The sequence below is a fragment of the Pseudomonas japonica genome (genome assembly GCF_013522925.1).
In the GTDB taxonomy this organism is placed as follows: Bacteria; Pseudomonadota; Gammaproteobacteria; order Pseudomonadales; family Pseudomonadaceae; genus Aquipseudomonas; species Aquipseudomonas japonica_A.
Window position 1 is genome coordinate 44,114 of sequence record NZ_JAAMQU010000016.1, and the last position, 17,829, is coordinate 61,942.

At 62.3% G+C, this 17,829-nt stretch carries 21 protein-coding genes and 1 tRNA gene; 9 read left to right on the forward strand and 13 right to left on the reverse strand.

What is annotated here, in order from left to right; all coding sequences use genetic code 11:
• Positions 1 to 3: 3 nt before the first annotated feature.
• The 4 genes from G7016_RS21805 to cysG are packed head-to-tail and all read left to right on the forward strand — an operon-like array spanning position 4 to position 4,383.
• The gene (locus tag G7016_RS21805) at positions 4 to 1,329 is read left to right on the forward strand and encodes a replication-associated recombination protein A (RefSeq protein WP_181117807.1); all 1,326 of its coding nucleotides are present in this window, start codon (positions 4 to 6) and stop codon (positions 1,327 to 1,329) included.
• On the forward strand, positions 1,326 to 1,700 hold the full coding sequence (crcB, locus tag G7016_RS21810; RefSeq protein ID WP_181117808.1) for a fluoride efflux transporter CrcB: 375 nt from the start codon (positions 1,326 to 1,328) through the stop codon (positions 1,698 to 1,700). The genes G7016_RS21805 and crcB overlap by 4 nt, the downstream gene beginning before the upstream one ends.
• A 16-nt stretch (positions 1,701 to 1,716) precedes the next feature.
• The gene (serS, locus tag G7016_RS21815; RefSeq protein WP_181117809.1) at positions 1,717 to 2,997 is read left to right on the forward strand and encodes a serine--tRNA ligase; all 1,281 of its coding nucleotides are present in this window, start codon (positions 1,717 to 1,719) and stop codon (positions 2,995 to 2,997) included.
• Positions 2,998 to 4,383 (forward strand): siroheme synthase CysG, encoded by a 1,386-nt coding sequence (gene cysG / locus G7016_RS21820; RefSeq protein ID WP_181117810.1) that lies wholly within the window; start codon positions 2,998 to 3,000, stop codon positions 4,381 to 4,383.
• Here the strand turns inward: cysG and G7016_RS21825 are convergent.
• From G7016_RS21825 to G7016_RS21850, 6 genes are all read right to left on the reverse strand, one after another.
• Positions 4,380 to 5,381, reverse strand: a complete 1,002-nt coding sequence (locus tag G7016_RS21825) for a glycosyl transferase family protein (RefSeq protein WP_181117811.1) — start codon at positions 5,379 to 5,381, stop codon at positions 4,380 to 4,382. The genes cysG and G7016_RS21825 overlap by 4 nt on opposite strands.
• Positions 5,378 to 5,719: a TusE/DsrC/DsvC family sulfur relay protein gene (locus G7016_RS21830; protein ID WP_219854704.1), complete on the reverse strand. Its 342-nt coding sequence runs from the start codon at positions 5,717 to 5,719 to the stop codon at positions 5,378 to 5,380. Before G7016_RS21830 ends, G7016_RS21825 begins: the two co-directional genes overlap by 4 nt.
• Entirely contained in the window at positions 5,710 to 6,003 is a 294-nt protein-coding gene (gene tusB, locus G7016_RS21835; RefSeq protein ID WP_181117812.1) for a sulfurtransferase complex subunit TusB, read from the reverse strand. Before tusB ends, G7016_RS21830 begins: the two co-directional genes overlap by 10 nt.
• Positions 6,003 to 6,362 (reverse strand): sulfurtransferase complex subunit TusC, encoded by a 360-nt coding sequence (tusC, locus tag G7016_RS21840; protein ID WP_181117813.1) that lies wholly within the window; start codon positions 6,360 to 6,362, stop codon positions 6,003 to 6,005. The genes tusB and tusC overlap by 1 nt, the downstream gene beginning before the upstream one ends.
• Position 6,363: 1 nt before the next feature.
• Positions 6,364 to 6,756 (reverse strand): sulfurtransferase complex subunit TusD, encoded by a 393-nt coding sequence (gene tusD / locus G7016_RS21845; protein WP_181117814.1) that lies wholly within the window; start codon positions 6,754 to 6,756, stop codon positions 6,364 to 6,366.
• Positions 6,757 to 6,841: 85 nt separating this feature from the next.
• Complete coding sequence (locus tag G7016_RS21850; protein WP_181117815.1) at positions 6,842 to 7,513, reverse strand: Bax inhibitor-1/YccA family protein; 672 nt, start codon at positions 7,511 to 7,513, stop codon at positions 6,842 to 6,844.
• 179 nt (positions 7,514 to 7,692) lie between these two features.
• Between G7016_RS21850 and G7016_RS21855 the strand changes: the two genes are divergently transcribed.
• Positions 7,693 to 7,780 (forward strand) — tRNA-Ser (locus G7016_RS21855).
• A 134-nt stretch (positions 7,781 to 7,914) separates the two neighbouring features.
• Here the strand turns inward: G7016_RS21855 and G7016_RS21860 are convergent.
• A complete protein-coding gene (locus G7016_RS21860) occupies positions 7,915 to 8,610 on the reverse strand; it encodes an RES family NAD+ phosphorylase (RefSeq protein ID WP_181117816.1) in 696 nt (231 codons plus the stop codon).
• Positions 8,604 to 9,005 carry an antitoxin Xre-like helix-turn-helix domain-containing protein gene (locus G7016_RS21865; protein WP_181117817.1) on the reverse strand — a complete coding sequence of 134 codons (402 nt, stop codon included), beginning with the start codon at positions 9,003 to 9,005 and terminating at the stop codon, positions 8,604 to 8,606. Before G7016_RS21865 ends, G7016_RS21860 begins: the two co-directional genes overlap by 7 nt.
• Positions 9,006 to 9,197: 192 nt before the next feature.
• On the opposite strand from G7016_RS21865, the gene G7016_RS21870 reads away from it, so the two are divergent.
• The 3 genes from G7016_RS21870 (at position 9,198) to G7016_RS21880 (ending at position 12,628) form a co-directional block, all read left to right on the forward strand.
• Positions 9,198 to 9,629: a DNA methylase gene (locus G7016_RS21870; RefSeq protein WP_181117818.1), complete on the forward strand. Its 432-nt coding sequence runs from the start codon at positions 9,198 to 9,200 to the stop codon at positions 9,627 to 9,629.
• A 120-nt stretch (positions 9,630 to 9,749) separates the two neighbouring features.
• Positions 9,750 to 11,915 carry an outer membrane assembly lipoprotein YfiO gene (locus tag G7016_RS21875; RefSeq protein ID WP_181117819.1) on the forward strand — a complete coding sequence of 722 codons (2,166 nt, stop codon included), beginning with the start codon at positions 9,750 to 9,752 and terminating at the stop codon, positions 11,913 to 11,915.
• Complete coding sequence (locus tag G7016_RS21880; RefSeq protein ID WP_181117820.1) at positions 11,915 to 12,628, forward strand: DUF3142 domain-containing protein; 714 nt, start codon at positions 11,915 to 11,917, stop codon at positions 12,626 to 12,628. The genes G7016_RS21875 and G7016_RS21880 overlap by 1 nt, the downstream gene beginning before the upstream one ends.
• Positions 12,629 to 12,644: 16 nt before the next feature.
• Here the strand turns inward: G7016_RS21880 and G7016_RS21885 are convergent, their stop codons facing one another.
• From G7016_RS21885 to G7016_RS21895, 3 genes are all read right to left on the reverse strand, one after another.
• The gene (locus G7016_RS21885) at positions 12,645 to 12,971 is read right to left on the reverse strand and encodes a hypothetical protein (RefSeq protein ID WP_181117821.1); all 327 of its coding nucleotides are present in this window, start codon (positions 12,969 to 12,971) and stop codon (positions 12,645 to 12,647) included.
• A 138-nt stretch (positions 12,972 to 13,109) separates the two neighbouring features.
• Entirely contained in the window at positions 13,110 to 13,466 is a 357-nt protein-coding gene (locus tag G7016_RS21890) for a YajD family HNH nuclease (RefSeq protein WP_181117847.1), read from the reverse strand.
• A gap of 87 nt (positions 13,467 to 13,553) precedes the next feature.
• Positions 13,554 to 13,739 (reverse strand): DUF1289 domain-containing protein, encoded by a 186-nt coding sequence (locus tag G7016_RS21895; RefSeq protein WP_181117822.1) that lies wholly within the window; start codon positions 13,737 to 13,739, stop codon positions 13,554 to 13,556.
• Between the two features lie 220 nt (positions 13,740 to 13,959).
• Here G7016_RS21895 and hpxO point away from each other — a divergent pair, with 220 nt between their 5' ends.
• Entirely contained in the window at positions 13,960 to 15,117 is a 1,158-nt protein-coding gene (hpxO, locus tag G7016_RS21900) for an FAD-dependent urate hydroxylase HpxO (protein WP_181117823.1), read from the forward strand.
• A 123-nt stretch (positions 15,118 to 15,240) separates the two neighbouring features.
• Here the strand turns inward: hpxO and G7016_RS21905 are convergent, their stop codons facing one another.
• Both G7016_RS21905 and G7016_RS21910 read right to left on the reverse strand, forming a co-directional pair.
• On the reverse strand, positions 15,241 to 15,651 hold the full coding sequence (locus tag G7016_RS21905) for an ester cyclase (protein ID WP_181117824.1): 411 nt from the start codon (positions 15,649 to 15,651) through the stop codon (positions 15,241 to 15,243).
• 30 nt (positions 15,652 to 15,681) lie between these two features.
• Positions 15,682 to 17,790 carry an amylo-alpha-1,6-glucosidase gene (locus G7016_RS21910; RefSeq protein WP_258195286.1) on the reverse strand — a complete coding sequence of 703 codons (2,109 nt, stop codon included), beginning with the start codon at positions 17,788 to 17,790 and terminating at the stop codon, positions 15,682 to 15,684.
• Positions 17,791 to 17,829: the final 39 nt, after the last annotated feature.

A 17,829-nucleotide genomic window follows, 5' to 3' on the forward strand; every position in this document is an offset into this window, starting at 1 on the left:
TTCATGGATCTGTTCAGCTCGCCGCCGCCTTCGCAGCCTCTGGCTGCCCGGCTGCGGGCCAGCACGCTGGATGAATACGTGGGCCAGGAGCATCTGCTTGGCCGCGGCAAGCCCTTGCGTGAAGCCCTGGAACAGGGTGCCTTGCACTCGATGATCTTCTGGGGGCCACCTGGTGTGGGTAAAACTACGCTGGCGCGACTGCTGGCCAAGGTTACCGACGCCCATTTCGAGACGGTTTCAGCGGTACTGGCCGGGGTGAAAGAGATCCGCCACGCCGTGGAGATGGCGCGGCAACAGGCGGCCCAATACGGGCGGCGCACGCTCTTGTTCGTGGACGAAGTGCATCGCTTCAACAAATCCCAGCAGGACGCGTTTTTACCCTATGTAGAAGACGGCACCCTGATTTTCGTCGGTGCCACGACGGAAAATCCCTCTTTCGAACTCAATAACGCCCTGCTGTCCCGCGCCCGGGTGTATGTGCTCAAAAGCCTGGACGAGGCTGCGATGCGACAGCTTGCGCAGCGTGCCCTTACCGAGCAGCGGGGCCTTGGTGCCCGTAACCTCACGTTGGGGGATGAAGCCTTCGGCATGTTGGTAGCAGCGGCCGACGGGGATGGCCGCCGGCTGCTGAACCTCCTGGAGAACGCGTCGGACCTGGTCGAGGACGGCGAAGAGATCGGCACGCCGCTGCTGCAAAGCCTGCTGGGCGATACCCGGCGCCGCTTCGACAAGGGCGGCGAAGCCTTTTACGACCAGATATCAGCGCTGCACAAGTCGGTCAGGGGTTCCAGCCCCGACGGCGCGCTCTATTGGTTTGCCCGAATGCTGGATGGCGGCTGCGATCCTCTCTACATCGCTCGCCGCGTGGTGCGCATGGCCAGCGAAGACATCGGCAATGCCGATCCCCGAGCGCTGGGTGTGTGTTTGGCGGCCTGGGACGTCCAGGAGCGGCTCGGCAGCCCGGAAGGCGAGCTGGCGGTCGCCCAGGCCATCGTCTACCTTGCCTGCGCTCCCAAGAGCAACGCGGTGTACACGGCGTTCAAGGCCGCCAAGGCCGACGCCGCGGGAATGGGCTCCCAGGAAGTGCCGTTGCACCTTCGCAATGCGCCTACCAAGCTGATGAAGCAGCTCGGGTACGGCGAGCAATATCGCTATGCCCACGACGAGCCGGATGCTTACGCGGCCGGCGAAGACTACTTCCCTGAAGGTATGGCACCACGGCATTATTACCAGCCCGTGCCCCGTGGCCTCGAACTTAAAATCGGTGAGAAGCTGCGGCACCTCGCCGAGCTGGACCGTACCAGCCCGCTGCAACGGAGAAAGTCGTGATCCCGGTTGTACTCTCAGTAGCCTGTTTCGGTGCGTTAGGTGGTTTGCTCCGCTTCGCAACCGGAGTTTGGGTAAGCGCCCATTACCCTCGCCATTTCTATTTGGCCACCCTGGCCGTGAATATCGTAGGGTGCCTGATCATTGGCTATCTTTATGGGGCCTTTCTGGGCAGGCCGGACGCCCCGGCCTACCTGAAGGCCGGGCTGATTGTAGGTTTCGTGGGTGGGCTGACCACGTTCTCATCCTTTTCCCTGGACACGCTGCGCCTGCTGGAAAGCGGGCAGGCGCCACTGGCCATAGGCTATGCGGCCGCCAGTGTCCTGGGCGGCCTCCTGGCGACCTGGGCTGGCCTGTACCTGACAAAAATCTGATCAACGAGAGAACCACATGCTCGATTCGAAACTGTTACGCGGCCAACTGCAAGAAGTAGCCGAGCGCCTTGCCACCCGAGGCTTCAGCCTTGATGTGGCTCGCATCGAAGCGCTGGAAGCCCAGCGCAAGGTGGTGCAAACCCGTACCGAGCAGCTGCAGGCGGAGCGCAACAGTCGATCCAAATCCATTGGCCAGGCCAAGGCCCGTGGCGAAGACATCGCCCCGCTGATGGCGGACGTGGAGCGCATGGCCCAGGAGCTTGCCCAGGGCAAGGCGGAACTGGACGACATTCAAGCACAGCTCGACGGCATCCTTCTTGGTTTGCCCAACCTGCCTGACGCCTCGGTGCCGGTAGGCAAGGATGAAGACGACAACCTGGAAGTGCGCCGCTGGGGCACGCCTGCGGCCTTCGATTTCGAAATCAAGGATCACGTCGCCCTGGGCGAACGCTTCGGCTGGCTGGATTTCGAAAGCGCCGCGCGCCTGTCTGGCGCACGCTTCGCGGTGCTGCGCGGGCCGATTGCGCGGCTGCACCGTGCCTTGGCGCAGTTCATGATCAACCTTCACGTGGCCGAGCACGGTTACGAAGAGGCCTACACCCCGTATCTCGTCCAGGCCCCGGCGCTTCAGGGCACAGGGCAGTTGCCCAAGTTCGAGGAAGACCTGTTCAAGATTGCCCGCGACGGCGAGGCGGACCTGTACCTTATCCCTACGGCCGAGGTGTCGCTGACCAACCTGGTTGCGGACCAGATCCTCGATGCCAAGGTGCTGCCGTTGAAGCTGGTGGCCCATACGCCGTGCTTCCGCAGCGAGGCGGGCGCGTCCGGCCGGGATACCCGCGGCATGATCCGTCAGCACCAGTTCGACAAGGTCGAGATGGTCCAGGTGGTCGAGCCTTCCAAATCCATGGAAGCCCTCGAAGGCCTCACTGCCAACGCCGAGCGTGTACTTCAGCTCCTTGAACTGCCTTATCGCGTGCTTGCTTTGTGCACGGGTGACATGGGCTTCAGCGCAATCAAGACCTACGATCTTGAGGTGTGGGTGCCTAGCCAGGGCAAGTACCGGGAAATCTCGTCCTGCTCCAACACCGGCGACTTCCAGGCACGGCGTATGCAAGCCCGCTGGCGTAACCCGGAAACCGGCAAGCCCGAGTTGGTTCATACGCTCAACGGTTCCGGCCTGGCGGTTGGCCGTACCCTGGTAGCAGTGCTGGAAAACTACCAGCAGGCCGACGGCTCCATCCGGGTGCCGGAAGTGCTCAAACCTTATATGGCTGGCCTTGAGGTCATTGGCTGAATGAATTTCCTGCCGCTGTTTCATAAGCTGTCCGGGCGCGTCGTACTGGTAGTGGGGGGCGGCGAGATCGCCCTGCGCAAGTCTCGCCTGCTGGCTGATGCGGGCGCGGTGCTGCGGGTGGTTGCTCCGGTTGTGGATAGCCAGCTGGTTGCGTTGGCTGAAAGCAGCGGCGGTGAAGTTCGCGCGCGCGGGTATCACGCTCAGGACCTGACCGATTGCGTGCTGGTCATCGCGGCAACCGATGACACACCGCTCAATGCACAGGTTTCGGCGGAGGCGCAGCACCGTTGTATTCCCGTGAATGTGGTGGATGCACCGGCACTGTGCACCGTTATCTTCCCGGCCATCGTTGACCGCTCGCCATTGGTGGTCGCCGTTTCCAGCGGAGGCGATGCGCCGGTGCTGGCGCGTTTGATCCGTGCACGCCTCGAAGCGTGGATTCCGTCGGCCTATGGTGAACTTGCCAAGCTTGCGGCGGGCTTTCGCGATCGGGTAAAGCAACGCTTTCCCGAGGTGAATCAACGCAGGGCGTTCTGGGAAGAGGTATTCCAGGGGCCGATTGCCGAGCGGCAACTGGCTGGCCGTGGCAGCGAGGCGGCCAGCATGCTGGCGGAGCGGGTGGAAGGCGCGCCGCCTCATGCGCCGGGCGAGGTTTACTTGGTAGGTGCCGGGCCGGGTGATCCCGATCTGCTCACCTTCAAGGCGCTGCGGCTGATGCAGCAAGCGGATGTAGTGCTCTATGACCGCCTGGTGGCGCCCGCCATCATCGAACTCTGCCGACGGGATGCCGAGCGCATCTATGTAGGCAAGCGTCGGGCGGATCATGCCCTGCCCCAAGACCAGATCAACCGCCAACTGGTAGAGCTGGCCCTGCAAGGCAAGCGCGTGGTGCGGTTGAAGGGCGGCGACCCGTTCATCTTTGGCCGCGGCGGCGAGGAAATCGAAGAGCTGGCGGCTCATGGCATTCCCTTCCAGGTGGTGCCGGGCATTACCGCTGCCAGTGGTTGCGCCGCATATGCCGGCATTCCACTGACGCACCGGGACTATGCACAATCGGTACGCTTCGTGACCGGGCACTTGAAGGATGGGAGCAGCGACCTCCCGTGGAATGACCTGGTGGCCCCTGCGCAAACGGTCGTGTTCTACATGGGCCTGGTGGGTTTGCGGGTTATTTGCGAAGGTATGATTCGCCATGGCCGTTCACCCGACACCCCGGCGGCACTGGTGCAGCAGGGAACTACGGCCCACCAGCGGGTGTTTACTGGCACCCTGGCAGATCTGCCAGCGCTGGTGGCCCGCCATGATGTGCATGCGCCAACGCTGGTGATCGTGGGCGAGGTGGTTCGCCTGCGCGACAAGCTCGCCTGGTTCGAAGGCAGCGCCTAGCGGCTGCTGTCCCGAGCATCCCACCATGCTTGCGCGGTCGCGAAAGCCTCTTCACGAGGCTTGCCCAGGCCGCGCAAGGCCAGGGCCATGGTCGAAACCACAGCCAGTTCGCCGTAGCGGTCTTCAGTTTCCCGCTTCCATACCCGTTCCAACTGTGCCGGGTCCAGGAAGCCGGGTTTGAGGTGCCGCTGCGCCGACTGCTGTGGCCATTCTTCATCCCAAGCCTGGCCGCCACTTGCCCCATAGAGATGGCAGGCCGCGTCCGGGTTCACTTCCAGCTCTCCGCCGTCCCCCTTTATCACGATAGACGTGTCCCCCAGCAACCGGCTGGCTTCACGGTGCACAGGCTGATAGCCCGGGTGGAAAATGCTCTGCAAGCCACAGCGAGCGCCGAGGGGGTTCAGCACCCGCGCGAGCGAGTGAATAGGAGAACGCAATCCCAGGGTGTTTCGGAGGTCGATCATGCGCTGCAAGGGGCCTGCCCAGTCGGACAGCGGTGCGAAGGCCACCCCAGAGGTATCCAGGGCGGCGCTTACCTGCGGCCAGTCCCGGCACAGTGCAATGCCCAGGTCACTCAACAGGTGTTCGGTGTACAGCCGCCCGGCAGTGTGTGCGCCTCCGCCATGCATGAAAATTCGCAGGCCATTTTGGCCCAGGCATTTCACCGCCAGCAAGTACCAGGGCAGGTGGCGTTTCTTGCCGGCGTAGGAAGGCCAGTCCAGGTCCACGCGCAGTGCCGGGGCGGCTACTCGGGCGCGGACGGCCTCGGTGAACCCCGCCAACTCTTCGGCGCTTTCTTCCTTGTGCCGCAACAACATCAGGAAGGCCCCGAGCTGGGTGTCCTCGACTTCACCGTCGAGCACCATGCCCATCGCCCTGAAGGCTTCCTCACGGGTAAGCGCACGCGCGCCTCGCTTGCCTTTGCCCAGTATTCGTACGAACTCGGCGAAGGGGTGTTCGGCCGGGGTGTCGAGGCGAAGCGGTTGGATCGTCGTCATATGCAATTGGCCGGTTTGGGCAGGCCCGCCAGCTTCGCAGCCAGCTTGGCCGGGGTGCCCTTGAACAGATGGTTGAGGTAGGCACTGTTGCCTTTGTCGGGCCCCAGTTGGGCCGCTACGTATTTCACCAGCGGCCGCGTGGCAGGTGACAGCTGAAATTCGGCATAAAAGCGCCTCAGTGCTATCACTACCTCTTCATGAGCCGGGGTAAGCGTGATGCCTTCCGCCTGTGCCAGCGCGGCGGCAACCTCCAGGGACCAGTCCCCCAAGTCGACAAGGAAGCCTTCCTTGTCGACTTCGATGTGTTTGCCAGCTATAGCCAGCGCGCTCACAGCCATGTATTCACCCGGTCATAGGCCAGGGACAGCTCGACAAACTGAGGGTAGTCGATGGGCTGGGCCTTGGAGTGTTCAACCCCATGCGCTTCGCAATCCTCGTTCAACGCATAAAGCCGTGTGGAGGCGAGCTTGTGGAGCTGCTGAGCCGCTACGGTACCTGGGCGTAGTGCTTGTACCGCCGCACCACAAAGCAACAGGCCGTCATCAGGCCCCAGCGTACGCAGACAGCTGCCCAAGCGGGTGTCGGTGAAAGGAGAACTGGAGATTACATGCAGGGTCGCCATCAGAGCGTAATGACCTCGTCGAACTGGTTGAACAACGCCGACAAGCCTTCTGGCGCCGTTATTGCCGCAAGCGGCGTAAGCTGGCTGGCGTCAAGCCCGCGTTCGGCCAGGCTGGCTGCGCAGACGAAGAGGGCGTCCACACCGAACAGCGGCAGCGCCTGGAGGTTCGCGGCCAGGTTCTTTTGCTTCACTGCCTCAGGCCGCTGACCGTCGACCAGCTGGAACACGCCGTCATCCATGAAGAGCATACCCACAGCCAAGTCGTAGGCGCCGCCGGCCAGGGCAATGTCCAGCGCTTCCCGAGCCGTCATGCCGCTCCAGGGCGCGCTGCGGCTGACAATCAACAGGGACCTGGCCATTTCAATCGCCTCCGAAGCAGAGCAGACGATCTGCTGCCTGCGCTGCTTCGTGCAGCTGACCCAGGCCAGAAAGCTCGAGCGGTGGTAATACATTCGCCGCCGGGCGCTCCCAGCGCACCGCCTCTTCGGCGTTCAGGGTGCCTCGGCGCAACGCCGCAGCAATGCACACCACGCCATCCAGGCTGTTGTTCGCGATCAATAACCGCCAGGCCGCCGCGCTATCGAATTCATCCTGAGGCACCACGATGTTGGCCGACGCGTTATGTACGCCATCGCCATAGAAAAACACACGGGTGATTTCATGCCCCGCCGCAAGGGCCGCCTCGGTGAAGCGCAAGGCGCGTCGGGTGGCCGGAGCATGCGGCGGACTGAATACGGCGATAGCGAACTTCATGGCGTTTCCGGGCTGGGCGACAGCTGAATTCTAATCGCTCACGCATAAAAAAGCCCGCCGAAGCGGGCTGGGGTAAAGCAAGTGATCAGTCGTCGCGGCTCATCAGGCCGAACAGCTGAAGCAGGCTGACGAACAGGTTGTAGATGGATACATACAGGCTGACAGTGGCCATGATGTAGTTGCGCTCGCCGCCGTGGATGATCGCGCTGGTCTGGAAGAGGATGCATACCGACGAGAACAGCACGAAGCCGGCGCTGATCGCCAGGTGCAGGCCGCTGATGTTGAAGAACAGGCCGGCCAGGGTCGCGCCCAGCAGCACGAAGAAGCCTGCGGTGATGAAGCCGGAAAGGAACGACATGTCCTTGCGGGTAATCAGCACGTAGGCCGACAGGCCACCGAATACCAGGGCAGTCATGGCAAACGCCGAACTGACGATTTCCGCGCCGCCGGCCATTCCCAGGTAACGGTTGAGCACAGGGCCGAGGATGTAGCCCATGAAACCGGTAAGGGCGAAGGTGGAGACGATGCCCCAGACAGAATCCTGCAGCTTGTTGGTGAGGAAGAACAGGCCATAGAAGCCGATGAGCACCACGAACACGTTCGGGTAGCGGACGTTCATCTGCTGCGCGGCGAAGGCGCAGACCGCGCTGAAGGCCAGGGTGAGGGCCAGCAGGCCATAGGTATTGCGAAGTACTCGACTGACTTCCAGCTCGGCGCCCTTCGCGCCGTGGCTGAGGGTGTAATCCTGTTCGCGCATGGCGAAACTCCTTTAGGTCGTTGATGAGGCGATTGAACAGGCCTTTCGGCCCGGGGGCAAGCGCCGTATCCGCCCCGGAAATCTCTAGTCGCAAAACAGCATACCAAAGCGGCGCGGTAAGGCGAGCAGCAGTGTTTGACAGCTTGTTTCATTCCGGTATGATGGCGCCCGCAATACGAGGAGGTGTGGCCGAGTGGTTTAAGGCAACGGTCTTGAAAACCGTCGATGGGCAACTATCCTAGAGTTCGAATCTCTACGCCTCCGCCATCTTTTCATCATTAAAGCCCTGCCCAAGCAGGGCTTTTTTGTTTCCGCCTTTCCCGTTCATGCGCCCAGCCATACGTCTGTGGCGCCGGCTTTAAGCGTACGCGAAACTCCGATTGCCCCTTCGCCAAGGCGCATCACACCCCCGCCACCAACTTGTTTACGCTGGTGATCTGCTTGTTCCAGACCATCTCATAGTGGCCGGCCTGAATGATCGAGGCTACCCGGCGGGGAGTCATCAGTGCCCAGCAGGTATTACCTGGCGAGCGAACCGAGTGATAACGCAGGCCGGGGGCTTTTGCTTTCTTTACGTCCCGCCCCAGCAGCCGGGATGCACTGTAATCGTCTGGCGCGTAAATCGCGTGGGTGGGCGGCAGGGCCGTGGCGTCCAGTATCCCCGTTTCGTCGAACCGGCACGCCAGGCCGCGAAACACGAAGCGCTCGTAGCTCAGCCCCTGAACCTTGCTCCAGTAAGCCTCTTGATGATAGCGGACCTCGGCAAGCGCGGTTTCCATGGTGTCGGCCAGGTACAACACCCCGAACGTGCCGTCGCTGAAGCGGGAGCCATTGGGATTCACGTGGGTGAAGGGGGCTGTGGCGTACGCGCACCCTGTGATCCCGAACGGGATTTCACCGCGTGGAATGAGATCGAGCATGCCTATCTCATTTTGCAGGCGCGGATTGGTCAGCGCCTGAACCTGGTAAAGGATCTCGAACTCCTCCGCGTTGGCGACATCGTCGAACAGATCGATTGGAGGGTACTTGGAGTTCACCAGCCGATAACACTTGAGCGTGTCGCCGCCCAGTGTGGTCAGCTCCACCGCGCTTACCATTGGGCGCCCCGCAGCGCGTCGACACGGCGAAAGGTTTCATAAAGGCTGATGAATGAACCCGTGGACATCACGTCCAGAGGCGCCTGCCCATTGAAGAAATCATTGTCATTCTTCAGGGAAGGAAAGCCGTACACGTTTTCAGGGTTGTCGAAAATCGTGCGCAGCGCCGCGTGTATGTTGAGGATGAGACTGATACGCGCGAATTGATCGCTGTCCAGGCTTACAGTGCGATCCTGATCTTTGGCGCGCGCATAAGTGCTACGTGATATCCGCAGGGTGTTTTCGATTTGGCGGGTAGTGGCTTTCCACCGTTCCATGATGGTCACCGCTGTGCGCAACGCGACTGCCCCCGCGTCCTTGGTCGAAAGTGCATGTGCGTTGATAGGCTGGCTCATCAGGATCTCACGCGATTAATCTGTAGACGCAAAACTATAGTATTTGGGTCTGTAGATCAACTCTCTTGCAGTTTTCTGCTTAAACGTCGCACGTTGTCCGCCTGCACGGTTCCAAAGTTCTGATAGCGCACATAAACCTGAAGGTTGTGCATGAGCATCGATCCCAACCGAGGACAAGGAGCGCGTGCGCCCATGAGCAGGACCATTACGGCCCAAGATCTGAACCTGACCCTGCACAATAACGACGAAGCCAGCCTGTTCAAGTGGCTGATCGCCAGTTTCCTGATGGGCAAGCGTATCCGCGCCGAGATTGCCGCCCAGGCGTATCAAGTAATCGTGGACAAGCATCAGCGCGATACACCGCGCAAGCTCGCCCATTGCCGTCATGGCGATCTGGTGGCCATGCTTGGCGAGGCGGGCTATGCGCGTTATGACGAATCCACTGCCGACCGCCTGGTGGCCTTGGCGCAACAGTTGAACGTCGAATATGCCGGCAAGGTATTGAACATTCATGAAGCAAGCGCGGATCGTTCGGAGTTCGAACAGCGGCTCCAGGCCTTCAAAGGTATCGGGCCCAAGACGGTGGAAATCTTCATGCGCGAGGCAGGTAAGGCGTTGTATTAAAGCGCGCGGGCGGCCAATGGGGCTTGCTGTCAGGCTTGCCCGCCTCCCTTCGGCGACCCAAGGGTAGTATCATTCGCGCCCGTTTTTTCGAACACCCGCGTAGAACACAAGGATCGTAGAATGCGCACGCGTTTCCTCACCTCAGCGGCTTTTTTTCTGGGTGCCATGGTGTGTACCCAGGCTCAAGCCAGTGGCGACGATAGCTGTTATCCCGACTGGTCGCTGGCGGCACGTTCGCCAGACACCTGTAACAACGTTCCCTTCCTGGCCCCCGGGAACGATAGCCGGGTCAACCTGCGCCTGTTACTGGCTGACCGCGGCTTGTTGGAGATGGCGCCCAGCGACCTGAGCGAAGACGAGATCTCGGAAGGTTATGGCCCGGTGCCGTTCGGTCTGGCTCGGCTTCAAGCTCCCGGTATAGCCGAAGAGCAGGGTGATCACAGCGGCACCGCGGCGCTCAATGAGCTATTGCAGAACCTGGGGCTGGAACGGGAGAACCTGGAAACCGCCGGCGGTGCATTCCTTGAGGGGGAGGGCAGCCGCTGCCGGAGTAACACGGACGACAGCGCGCTGGCGTTCATGCAGCAGATCGTGAACAGCACACAACTGACCCAGCCCGAGCGCCGCGCCTTGGCCCGCACCCGGATGCAGTTGCTCGAAGCCTGCAGCTGGGCCCCCCAGCAAATAGCCGACCTGTTGCCGAAAGGTTCAGCATCCGCTGAAGCCGAAGCCTTCGCGACCTACCTGCGGGCGGCGGCAGATTTCTACAGTGGCCGCTTCAGTGAGGCGCACACTGGCTTCATGGCCCTGGTGGCCAATCCCCAGCCATGGTTGAAGGAAGTGAGCAGCTACATGGTTGCGCGCGTTCAACTCAATGCCGCGCAGGAAGGCGCGTTCGATGAGTATGGCAGCCTGAAGCAAAGGGCTGGCGCTCAGTCTTATGCCGCCGCGGAGCAGGCCCTGCAAGGCTACTTGAGCGTCTACCCGGACGGCAGCTACGCCGCCTCCGCCAAAGGCTTGGTGCGGCGCGTACATTGGTTGGCCGGCGAAAAGGCCAAGCTTGCCGGCGACTATGCCGCGCAGCTCACGGCGCCCGCCGCAGCGCAACGCAATGTGTCGCTCGAAGCGTTGATTCAGGAAATCGACACCAAGCTTCTCCCCTCCAGAGACCAGGATTTGCCGGCGCCGCTATTGGCCGCAGTGAATGACCTGATGGGCATGCGTGCTGATGATTCACGCAAGCTTACCCGCGAGCAATTGCTGTCACAGCGCGACGTGCTGGAACAAGTGCCTGGCCTGTTCGAGTACCTTCAGGCAGCGTTCGCGTTTTACACGGACCACGATCCCGCAGCAGCTATCGAGCGACTGCCCACGCAGATGCCAGCGCAGCTCGATTACCTCGCGTTCAGCCAGCAGGCCCTGCGCGGCCTGGCCCTTGAAGCCAAGGGTGAAGGGGGCGCCGCACAGGCGCTGTGGCTCCAATTGATACCCTTGGCACGTCAGCCGCTGCAACGGGAAATGCTCGAACTCGCGCTGGCCATGAGCTATGAGCGGGACGGTGGGTTGGCCAAGGTATTTGCCAGTGACTCCCCAATCAGGTCGGAGCAGGTGCGCTTGATACTACTGGGCAAGGTTGCCGACGCGCCGCTGCTGCGCCAACAAGCCACGCAAGGTATCAGCGAGAAAGAGAAAGCCACGGCACGGTTCGCACTGTTGTACAAGGACCTGTTTCGTGGCGAATACGCGGCGTTTCTCGATGACATGGCCGCTTCGCCGGAAGCACTGGCGCAGGTCAAGCTCGACAGTAGCCTGGGCTATGTCTACGGCAAAAGCTATACGTTGGACCTGTTTCAGTGGTCGGGCGAAAAAGCCGACGCCGGGTACGCCTGCCCGAGCGTGGCCGAGACCGCCGCTATGCTGAAGGTGCGCGCCGATGATCCCAAAGGGTTGAACTGCCTTGGCGAATTGGTGCTGCGCAACGGGTTGGACGGCATGCCGCTGGACCAACGCCCGGAGGCAGACCACCTCGGCGGCACGGAGCCAGGATTCAAAGGCAGAGTGTTCTCCAGGCTGGAGGCGTATCGGGCCGTCATTGCGAACGCACAGGCCAGCCGGGAGGACAAAGCCTATGCATTGTACCGTGCGATCAATTGCTATGGACCGTCCGGCTATAACGGCTGCGGCGGTGAAGACGTGAATCAGCCGGTGCGCAAGGCGTGGTTCAAGCAACTGAAAACGACCTACGGCAACACCCGTTGGGGCAAGTCCCAGCAGTATTACTGGTAATGGCCAGGCAGCTCTGGCCCTGGCTGCTTTGCCTGTTAAGCGGTAGCTGCATCGCCGCGCCGGTGAATGCTGGCGACCACGATGCGTTCTGGCTGTGGAGCGGCGTGAACGCCCAGGCGGTGCTCGCTCAGGCCAGTACGCTGTATGTGCTGCAAGGCCAGATAACGGCGCCGCACGATGAGCGCCAACCTGTAGCGTTCATTGCCCAGGGCATGAGCGTCACCCGACTACCGCAGCCGCGGGTGTGGATCGTGTACCGGGCTCACACGCTTCGCTGGCCGGAGTCGGTGTATCGCAAGCTCCTGGGCCAGGTGCAACGTTGGCAGGCTGCGGGAAGCACCATCGTGGGGGTGCAGATCGACTTCGACGCGCGCACGCGCTACCTCAATGAGTACGTGGCCTTTCTGAAAAACCTGCGCCAGCGCCTGCCAGTGCACTACAAGTTGAGCATCACCGGCCTGCTGGACTGGAGCAGCAACGCCAGCCCCGAATCCATCAGGGAGCTGAACGGCGTGGTCGACGAAGTGGTGGTGCAAACCTATCAAGGTCGGCGAAGCATTCCAGACTATGGCGCCTACCTACCGCGCCTGAGTCGGTTGGGTTTACCGTTCAGGATCGGCCTGATTCAGGGCGGGGAATGGCAAGCGCCTGCCTGGCTGAGCGAGACGCCAGGGTTCCTGGGCTACGTAGTGTTTCTGCTGAACCCTCCCTGACCGGAGGCGATCAGCGCTATGCGCACTCCCTCGCCACCCGTGCAAACCCCGGCGAGAGCAGGCTGCGCTCGTACACGAACACCTTCCCACCCTCTGCGGCCTTGTAAGCGTCGATCACGTTATCGGCGGCAATCGAGCTGGGTACCACGATTCTGTAATTACGCTGGCCCTGGGTAAGGGTAGGGTGGAAAGCATGCTCCTGTAACCGGGGCATGACGCAGGCAGCATAAGCGTCGGGGCTTTTGCTGGTTTGCAGGGCGAGGGTCGGTTCGTTGGGCGCGGAGGCGCAGCCTGTCAGAGCACCAAGGGCAGCCAGGCTGCAGATAGCGAGTGAAGTACGCACGGTGTGAATTCCTGGATCGTTCCTGGCCGGGAGGGCGCGGTAGGGAGTACCGATATTTTCCCGGGCAGCGGAGCGAAGCGGAATGCATCAAGCGTGATGGTGGGTATTGCCAATAGCAATAGTGGCAGCCCGCCTGGCTTACTCCTTCTTCATCAACCCCGCCAGTGCGGCGAACGGGTTGTGCGTGGCTTTGGCAACGGAAGGCGTGCTCAGGGAGCCTTCAGTGAAATACTGCTGATCGGTATAGCGGGCGTGCTCGTTGTCATGACAATACAGGCACAGGAGCTCCCAGTTGGAGCCATCCTGCGGGTTATTGTCGTGATTGTGGTCGCGATGGTGCACGGTGAGTTCGCTGAGGCGCTTGCCGGAAAACTCCCGGGCGCAGCGGCCGCACACGTGGGGGTACATCTTCAGGGCCTTGTCGCGATAACCGCTTTCGCGCTCGCGCTGGTTGTCGGCGAGGATTCGATCGAGCTTGGAGGTATCGGTGGCCATGATGCACCCGTGGTCTGTGTGAGCGGCCATTTTATAGCCCCCGCGCAGGTTGCGCCACGGCCCCGGGCCAATGGTTTGCGCCGAGCATTATTTCTTCTTCTTTCCCTTGAGCGCTTTCAGCCGTTCGCGCGCCCGTTGCACCACGGCGGCGCGCTCTGGGCGCTTGAGGCGTTTCCATGCTTTGATTTCTTCCTTGGAACGACCACAGCCCCGGCAAACACCATCGCTGAGCTTGCACTCCGAGGTGCAGGGGTTTTCGGCGTCTTTGCCCAAGGGGCCTCCAATGCTGTGCTTCGATTGCTCGTAGCGAAGCATACCGCGAAGCGAAGCGTCCCGCCCTGGCCCGGAACAGGTGCGCAAAGCGCACAAGATGCACCTCCGTGGGTCGCCAGGCCGCCAGTGGGGCCTGTGTTCCCGGCTGCCCTGTCACCTGACCACTTGGTCAGCTTTTTGCTTTACACTAGGCGGGCACAATCAACCTCGCGGACGGATCATGCAAAACCTCAATGTGATAATCGCCGGTGCAGGCATGGGCGGGCTGAGCGCGGCGATCGCCCTGCGCCAGGCGGGCCATAACGTACACCTCTACGAGCGCGCGGCAGAGTTGGCACCCATCGGCGCGGCTATTTCCATCTGGCCGAACGGGATGAAGGTACTGCATGCGCTGGGTGTCGGTGAGGCGGTAGAGGCCGTGGCGGGCGATATGCGTGCGATGAGCTATTCCACCCATACGGGCGAGCTGTTGACCCGCTTCAGCCTCGACCCGCTCTACCGCCAGGTGCGCCAGCGCGCGTGCCCCATTGCCCGTGCCGAACTGCAACGGCTGCTGCTGGAGGCGGCGGGGCCGGAGCATGTCACCCTCGGCGTAGGTTGCGAGGGCTACACCGAATCGCAGGAGGGTGTAAGCGTGCACCTGTCCACCGGCGAGTCGGTCCAGGCAGACTTGCTGATTGCTGCGAACGGCACCCACTCGGCGTTGCGCAATACCGTTGCAGGCGAGCGGATCGACCGTCGCTACTGCGGCTACGTGAACTGGAATGGCCGTATCAGGATGGACGCCGCCTTGAGCGACCGGCATGAATGGGCCCAGTTCGTGGGCGAGCACAAGCGGGTGTCGTTGATGCCGATGGGCACCGACGAATTCTACTTCTTCTTCGACGTGCCCTTGCCTGCGGGCACGCCCAACGTGCGCGAGCAATACCGGGAGGAATTACTCGCGCACTTTGCCGGCTGGGCCCAACCGGTACAGCAGTTGATCGACCGCCTGGACCCGGCCGGCATTGCCCGGGTAGAGATCCACGACACGCAACGGGTGCCTCATCTGGCGAGCCAGCGCGTGGCCTTGCTGGGCGACGCCGCCCATGCCATGACGCCGAATATAGGCCAGGGCGGCTGCCAGGCCATGGAAGACGCCTGGGTGCTGGCGCGCAGCCTGGAGGGGGCGAGTTCGGTCCAGGCCGGTTTGCAGCGCTACGAGGCGCAGCGCGCCGACCGCGTTGCCAACCTGGTGCTCAAGGCACGGGAGCGGGCGGCAATCATCCATGGTGAAGACGAGACAGCAACCCAAGCCTGGTACGCCGAGTTGCCAGGGAGTGAAGAGGCGATCATCGCCGGGCTGGTGAAAACCACCGTGGGCGGGCCTTTGGCATAACCCGCCGCAACTTTGGCGCCTGGCTACCGCTGTGCGCCAAGGCCAGGTAGCCAACCCCTTGCGCTGGGCGATGGCCACCCACACAAGTGCTCGCATGGCTCGCGCAATGGCGTTTGGGTAGGGCTACAGGAACGAGTCGCGAGCAGGGCGCAGTTGTGCCTGGATCGCCGCCTTGTCGATCACTGACCACACCCGGCGGATCTTGCCCGCTTCGAACTGATAGAACACGTTCTCGAAAAACCGCACACGCTGCCCGTTCACGGCCATCCCGAACAACTCCCCTGCAGGGGTGCAGTCGAAGGCCAGGCGGCTGGCGATATGGGGCGGCTCGGCAATGAGCAGGGTGGGTTTGAAGCGCAGGTCTGGAATGGCGGCGAAGTCAGCTTCCAGCATGGCGCGGTAGCCTGCCAGCCCAACGGGGGCATCGTTGTATTCCACCTGGGTGTGAACATGCTCGCCCAGCCTGCCCAGGTCCCGTTCGTTGAGGCAGGCCAGATAGGCATGGTAGAGCGTAGGCAACTCGTGTTCAGCCATGGGTGAACCTCGTTGAATTGGCGAGCCTGTTCAGTAGCGTACATCCACTTGTATCGATCGGCCCTCGGCCTGGCGTTCGACGTAACACACGATACGCTTGCCTACGCGCTGGAAGATGAGGTCCAGGCTGCTATCGCCAAAGCCGATGTGTTGCACTTCCAGCCGTGAGATACCAAAAGGCAGTTGGGGACGGGTAATGGTGATCTTGCCCCGCTGCGCATCAATAGAGATACCCAGGCAGGCTTGCAGCAACATGAATACCGAGCCGGCCGCCCAGGCCTGCGGCAGGCAAGCCACAGGGTAGGCGATAGGTGACTCGCCAGGCGCGCGTTCGAAGCCGCAGAACAGCTCTGGCAAGCGCATGTCGAAATGGCTCGCCGCCTCGAAGACACCTCCCAGCAGTCGCACCACGCCGTCATGTAGCCCATAGCGGCCTATGCCCAGCGCGCAGAGGGCCACGTCGTGGGGCCACACCGACCCGTTGTGATAGGACATCGGATTGTAGCGGGCCGCTTCCCGGGCCAGGGTTCGCACGCCCCAACCATTGTGGAAGGCGCTGCCTAGCAGTTGCCTGGCCACCAGTCGGCCCCGTTCAGGCGCGGGCAAGCCTGAGGCCAGCAAGTGGCCTACATTGGAGCCCCGCACACGACACGGCCGGTTTTCACCGTCCAGCGCCAAGGCATAAAAGTGCTGATCCTCCTGCCAGAAATGCCGCTCCACGGCCTGCTGCATGCGCTGCGCCTGCTGGGCCCAGTGCAAGGCAGCGGCCGGGTCGCCTCGGCCCTCGGCGATGTACGCCAGGCTTTGGTAAGCCTCGAAGGCGTAACCCTGGACTTCGATCAGGGAAATGGGCCCCACCGGGCTGTCGCCGTTCTCGTGGAAGATCGAGTCGTGGCTGTCCTTCCAGCCCTGATTGGCCAGGCCGGTGCTCTCACCCCGGGCGTAGCTGATAAACCCGTCGGGGTTGCGACCGGCGTTCTGGGTCAGCCAGCCAGCGGCGGCTTCGAGGTGTGGCCACAGGTTGTCGATGAATGCCCAGTCATCCACTCTGCGCACGTAGGCGCCCGCCAGTGCGATAAACAGCGGCGTTGTGTCCACCCCCCCGTAATAGCGGCCGAAGGGTAGCTCGTTCAGCCGGGACATCTCACCTTGACGGGTTTCATGCATGATCTTGCCCGGCTCGGCGTCCCGGAAGGCCGATGTTTCCTTCGCCTGGTGTTCGGCCAGGTAGCGCAATACCCCGCTCGCGAGGGTGGGATCGAGCCACAGCAACTGCCGCGCGGTAATGATCGCGTCGCGGCCGAACGGCGTGGAGTACCACGGGATGCCTGCATAGGGGTAGGGGCCTGTGGGAAAATCGGCAGTAAGCAAAGCGACGTCGGCGCGGGATTTATCCAGCCAGTTCTGGAACAGCCGGCCAGAAGCAACCAGCCGGGCTCCCTTACGCTGCTTCTTGCGCATCGCCAGCCTGGCCCGCGCGGCGCATGCCCGGTAGTGCTCGCGGCAGGGCGCCTGGCCAACGGGGCCCACCAACACATACAGGGCGCGATCGGCATGGGGCGCCAGGCTTACGTGAAACTCGGCCACGTTTTCAGTGAGCATTGCCGGCGCTTCGGAGAAGCGGATTATGTTGTTGCGAACGTGGTCATCCAGGCCCTTGTAGCTCATGACGACCTGGCCGTCGCTGACCACGGTAGGTTCCAGTGTGCCCCGGTGGGGCCGGGGCGCACCGCGTACCTCGAACATGTCGCGAAAGTCCCCGGCAAAGTGCAGTGCAACGGAAAGCGCCGCGGTCGCATCGCTGTAATTGGTCAGCACGATGCACTCGTGCATGCTGCCTTCCCAGAGGAATCGGCGCCGCTCGATGTGCAGCACCCCTTGCGGCGCGGAAGTTTCCCCGATCACCGGCAGTGGGTGATTGGTGAAATGGGACGTGGAGTAGACGTTGTCCTGGCTGACCGAAGCCGAGAGCAGGCAAGGTTGCTGGCCGGCCACGCTCAGGCGGTAATCCGACAGCACCCGGGTATCCTGATAGAACAGCCCGTCGGCGCCACCGGTGATGTCGCCGAACGAGTTGGTGACCAGAAACATGTCGCCTTCCACCAGAACGTAGTCTTGCTGGCTGCCTGCGCTGTTCATGGGCGTGCGCCTGTGTTCGCGGCCAGCCCGTGGGCGGCC

Coding starts and splice junctions, on each gene's coding strand:
- G7016_RS21805 (WP_181117807.1), top strand. CDS start 4: ATGGATCTGTTCAGCTCGCCGCCGCCTTCGCAGCCTCTGGCTGCCCGG.
- G7016_RS21830 (WP_219854704.1), bottom strand. CDS start 5,719: ATGGCTGTGAGCGCGCTGGCTATAGCTGGCAAACACATCGAAGTCGAC.
- G7016_RS21865 (WP_181117817.1), bottom strand. CDS start 9,005: ATGAGCCAGCCTATCAACGCACATGCACTTTCGACCAAGGACGCGGGG.
- G7016_RS21825 (WP_181117811.1), bottom strand. CDS start 5,381: ATGACGACGATCCAACCGCTTCGCCTCGACACCCCGGCCGAACACCCC.
- G7016_RS21875 (WP_181117819.1), top strand. CDS start 9,750: ATGCGCACGCGTTTCCTCACCTCAGCGGCTTTTTTTCTGGGTGCCATG.
- G7016_RS21860 (WP_181117816.1), bottom strand. CDS start 8,610: ATGGTAAGCGCGGTGGAGCTGACCACACTGGGCGGCGACACGCTCAAG.
- cysG (WP_181117810.1), top strand. CDS start 2,998: ATGAATTTCCTGCCGCTGTTTCATAAGCTGTCCGGGCGCGTCGTACTG.
- tusB (WP_181117812.1), bottom strand. CDS start 6,003: ATGGCGACCCTGCATGTAATCTCCAGTTCTCCTTTCACCGACACCCGC.
- G7016_RS21870 (WP_181117818.1), top strand. CDS start 9,198: ATGAGCAGGACCATTACGGCCCAAGATCTGAACCTGACCCTGCACAAT.
- G7016_RS21890 (WP_181117847.1), bottom strand. CDS start 13,466: ATGGCCACCGATACCTCCAAGCTCGATCGAATCCTCGCCGACAACCAG.
- serS (WP_181117809.1), top strand. CDS start 1,717: ATGCTCGATTCGAAACTGTTACGCGGCCAACTGCAAGAAGTAGCCGAG.
- G7016_RS21910 (WP_258195286.1), bottom strand. CDS start 17,790: ATGAACAGCGCAGGCAGCCAGCAAGACTACGTTCTGGTGGAAGGCGAC.
- tusD (WP_181117814.1), bottom strand. CDS start 6,756: ATGAAGTTCGCTATCGCCGTATTCAGTCCGCCGCATGCTCCGGCCACC.
- G7016_RS21880 (WP_181117820.1), top strand. CDS start 11,915: ATGGCCAGGCAGCTCTGGCCCTGGCTGCTTTGCCTGTTAAGCGGTAGC.
- tusC (WP_181117813.1), bottom strand. CDS start 6,362: ATGGCCAGGTCCCTGTTGATTGTCAGCCGCAGCGCGCCCTGGAGCGGC.
- G7016_RS21850 (WP_181117815.1), bottom strand. CDS start 7,513: ATGCGCGAACAGGATTACACCCTCAGCCACGGCGCGAAGGGCGCCGAG.
- G7016_RS21905 (WP_181117824.1), bottom strand. CDS start 15,651: ATGGCTGAACACGAGTTGCCTACGCTCTACCATGCCTATCTGGCCTGC.
- hpxO (WP_181117823.1), top strand. CDS start 13,960: ATGCAAAACCTCAATGTGATAATCGCCGGTGCAGGCATGGGCGGGCTG.